The following is a 3,904-nucleotide window of genomic DNA, read 5'->3' as shown; positions in this document are numbered from 1 at the left end:
CCAGGCGGCCCCGACCGCTACGGGCAGCCCGACCCGCGCCGCCGGCCGCCCAGGCCGCGCCGCAAGCGCCGGTTCCGCTGGGGCCGCGGCATCCTCATCGCGCTGCTCCTCATCATCCTGGCCCTCGGCGGGCTGGTCCTGTACCTGGACCGCTCGCTGCACCGCGTCGACGCACTGCCCGGCTATCCGGGGCGCGTGGCCCAGACGGCGGGCACCAACTGGCTCATCGCCGGCTCCGACAGCCGCTACGGGCTCACCGAGGACCAGCAGGCCACCCTCAACACCGGAGGCGACGTGGGCGACGGCCGCACCGACACGATCGTGCTCATGCACGTGGCCGACTCCGGCAAGCCCACCATGGTGTCGATCCCCCGCGACTCCTACGTGCCCATCCCCGGCCACGGCAGAGACAAGATCAACGCCGCCTTCGCCATCGGCGGACCGCAGCTGCTGGTGCAGACGGTGGAGGGCGCAACCGGGCTGCGGATCGACCACTACGCGGAGATCGGCTTCGGCGGTTTCGCCGGGGTGGTCGACGCCGTCGGCGGGGTGAAGCTGTGCCTGGACCAGGCGGTGGAGGATCCGGCCCACAACATCTCGCTGCCCGCCGGCTGCCAGAAGTACGACGGGGCGAAGGCCCTCGACTTCGTACGCGAGCGTTACGCGCTGCCCGGGTCCGACCTGGACCGCATGGCCAACCAGCGCCAGTTCGTCGACACGCTCGCGTCCACGGTGGCCAAGCCGACGACGTGGCTCAACCCGGTGCGCATGTGGAATGTGGTGAACCGCGGCGTCTCGTCGCTCACCGTCGACGAGGGCACCCACATCTGGGACCTTGCGCGTCTAGCGTGGGCGCTCAAATCCGGGCCCGTCACCACCACGGTGCCCATCGGCGGGTTCGAGGACACCGCATCCGGCAACGCGCTGTTCTGGGACCGTGACCGAGCGCAGCGGTTCTTCCAGACACTCGCCGAGGACAAGCAGCTGCCCGCCGACCTCGTCACCGCGAACGGGTTCGGGTAGGGGCACGGAACGACGGAAGGGCGGGGCCGCAGGGATCATCTCCCCGCGGCCCCGCCTCCGGCCGGACGTCTACCGGATCGTCACCTGGCGACCGCGCAGCCCGTCGCGTGAACGGCGCTGCTCGCTGGTGAGCGGGCCGTCGTCGGCCAGGGCCTCGTCCATGCGCGCGCCCAGCTCCAGGGTGGCGTCGCGCCACTCCAGCGGGTGCTTCTCCAGGTCCAGGTCGAACACCGGCACCAGCAGCCCGTGCGCACGGAACGTCCCCGCGAACCGCGACCCTTCACCCAGGGTGAGCCCGCCCGCTGCGTGCACCCGGGCCAGCGCGGCCATCAGCGCATCCTCGTCCTCGGGGCGCACCCAGCGCAGGTGGGCACGCTCGCCCGCGTCCACCCACCAGGCGGCGTCGACGCCGTCGATGCGCTCGCTGGGCATCATCAACTGGTTGGCCTGCTCCACGGCGGCCTTGACCTGCGCGTTGGTCTCGGCCCCGCCGGCCAGCCACCACTCGAAGTCCTTGTGCACCGTGATCTCCAGCGGCGCGTCGGGCTGCAGGACTTCGGTGACGGGCGGGGTGGAGTCGGACGGGTCCGCGACCTGCAGCGTCTCGCCCGCCTCGGCGCCGGCCGCCCACAGCACCGCCGCGGCCAGATCCGCGCCCAGGTCGTAGGAGGACGACTGCACCTGCATGCCGACGAGGGCGTTCACGACCGTCCCCGCGTCCTCTGCGCTGGACGCAGCAGCCTCTTCGCGCACCACCGCCGCAACCGCGCCCGGCACCACCGTGGCGAGGGTGATCGGATGCTCGGCCGCCACCTCGGGGCGCACGGGCAGCGCCGCGGTGGCCGACGGCACGAACTCGCGCAGTGCCACCAGGTCGCACTCGTAGGCCAGCCCGGCGAACGGGCGCACCGGCTCCTGCTGCGCCTGCTCGCGTTCCAGGCGGCGCTTCTCCATCAGTTCGGCGCGGCGGCTTCCCGCCCGCGGACCGCTGTTCCTCTTGCTCTTCTTACCCACGGGGATCGACACTACGCGACCTGCGATGCCGTCACGGGACTGCCGCGCGGGCTCAGGACTCCAGCAGGCGGCGGGTGCGGCCGGGCGTGTTGGTGGCGATCCACCCGACACCCAGTTCGCGGCACAGCGCCACGTCGTCCGGCTCGTCGACGGTCCAGCAGTACGTGGCCCGGCCCGCCGCTGCCGCCCTGTCGACGATCTCGGGGTTGGCGCGCAGCCGCTTGATCGACGGCCCGACGGCGGTGGCCCCCACCGTGGTGGAAGCCGAACCGCCCAGGTAGCCGGCGGCGTCGCCCAGCAGCACCGTCGGCAGCAAGGGCGCGGCCCGCCGCACGCGCCACACCGCCGCGGGCGAGAACGACATGACCACGGCGCGCGCGTGCGTGGCCGACGGCGGCGACGCCAGCCCGTAGCGCCCCAGCATCTGCAACACCCGCTCCTCGACGAGCCCTCCGAATCGCACGGGATGTTTGGTCTCGATGAACAGCTTCACCGGCCGCTCGTGGTCCAGCGCCAGCTCGATGAGGGTCGACAGCTCCAGCACCCGCGCCGGATCGCCGATCCCCTGCGCGAAGTCCAGCTCGTCGAACTCGCGCATCGTCATCTCGCTGACCACGCCGGTGCCGTCCGAGGTGCGGTCCACCGTGCGGTCGTGGATGCACACCAGGTGGCCGTCGACGGTCAGGCGCACGTCGCATTCGAGCCCGTCCGCTCCCTGCTCCAGCGCCAGCTCGTAGGCGGCCAGCGTGTGCTCGGCCCGCAGCGCCGACGAGCCGCGGTGGGCCACGATGCGGGGAAGGTCGCCGGTCATCGCCGCGCCCCCGCCCCGGCGGGTTCGGCGGGGCCGGTCTCGGCGGGGTCTGCGGCGGCGGGGTCTGCGGCAGTATCGGCGTGCGCGGCGGGCGCCCCGCGGACGGCCGCCGTGTCCATCACCCACCGCGCCGGCGTCTCCACGCGCGCGGCCGACCGGCCCTCGACCCTGTCGAGGATGATCCGCGTGACGACGACGGCGGCGACCGCGAGCAGGTCGGCGTAGAGGGTGTAGGCGACGTTGTCGGCGCGCGCCTGCACCGACGGATCCCACCGTTGCAGCGCCACCGCGGCCGCTGTGAGGTTGCACAGCACCCACAGCACCCACCAGAAGCGCACCAGCGTCGGCAGCGACGACCCGTCACGCAGGCCCCGGTAGCGCGCGCACACCGTCGACCAGGCACCGTGCACCGCACGCACCGGCGCGGGCCCGCCGCAGAGCACGTCGAGGCCCGGCCCGTGAGCGGCGCGCCCCCCGCCGTCCACGACTTCCGCCCGGCGACGCGCGGCCGCCAGCTCGGTGAGGAACACGCCCGGGTACACCAGGTTGACGACGGGGACGAGCATCCCCGCCGCCATCCACCGGGCGCGCCGCGGCTCGGCTTCCCCGGCGGCCTCGAACGTCCGTGCACGCGCGCGGATCAGCCACCGCGTACACGTGACGGCCGACGCGACGACGAAGACCATCGCCGCGTAGCCGAGCACCAGGGCCGTCGCATCGGAGATCGCGACCGTCGTCTGGTGGACGAGATGGTCGCGGTTGCGCAGCATGAGCCCGTAGCGGAACGCCTCCGCCGCGGCGGCCAGCACGAACAGCACCAGGGTGACGGCGAGCGTGGAGCGGGCGCTCGCGGCGGCCGAGCGCCGCCTCCGGTCCGGGTCCGGTTCCGGCGCGGGCGGCGCCGGATGCAGCCCCCACCGCGGGATCGCACGGTAGAACGGCGTGGGCCCCGGCGAGGCGGCGTCCGGCCCCTGCGTGCGGCGGGCGGCCCCCGGCTCGGGCTGGGACTCGAATGCTGACGGTGGCCGCGCCACCCAGCGGTACCCCCGCGGCAGC

Annotated in this window: 4 protein-coding genes; 1 reads left to right on the top strand and 3 read right to left on the bottom strand. The window is 73.8% G+C overall.

Features of this window, described 5'->3' with window-relative positions:
• Positions 1-1,023: LCP family protein (locus JJ683_RS18550; RefSeq protein WP_242474865.1), on the top strand; the 1,023-nt coding region annotated here is incomplete at its 5' end.
• Positions 1,024-1,092: 69 nt separating this feature from the next.
• On the opposite strand, the gene JJ683_RS18545 is transcribed toward JJ683_RS18550, so the two are convergent.
• From JJ683_RS18545 to JJ683_RS18535, 3 genes are all read right to left on the bottom strand, one after another.
• Positions 1,093-2,037, bottom strand: a complete 945-nt coding sequence (locus JJ683_RS18545) for a DUF5926 family protein (RefSeq protein WP_200176292.1) — start codon at positions 2,035-2,037, stop codon at positions 1,093-1,095.
• A 52-nt stretch (positions 2,038-2,089) separates the two neighbouring features.
• A complete protein-coding gene (locus JJ683_RS18540; RefSeq protein ID WP_200176290.1) occupies positions 2,090-2,848 on the bottom strand; it encodes a glycerophosphodiester phosphodiesterase in 759 nt (252 codons plus the stop codon).
• On the bottom strand, positions 2,845-3,904 hold a 1,060-nt coding region (locus tag JJ683_RS18535; protein WP_200176288.1), incomplete at its 5' end, for a DUF4328 domain-containing protein. The genes JJ683_RS18540 and JJ683_RS18535, both read right to left, overlap by 4 nt.

Origin of the sequence: Tomitella cavernea (assembly GCF_016599145.1) — a bacterium.
Lineage (GTDB): Bacteria > Actinomycetota > Actinomycetes > Mycobacteriales > Mycobacteriaceae > Tomitella > Tomitella cavernae.
This window is presented reverse-complemented; position numbering and strand designations above follow the sequence as displayed.

Bases quoted from the DNA above. Each gene is read 5' to 3' on its own strand.
- JJ683_RS18540 (WP_200176290.1), bottom strand. From the start codon at position 2,848: ATGACCGGCGACCTTCCCCGCATCGTGGCCCACCGCGGCTCGTCGGCG.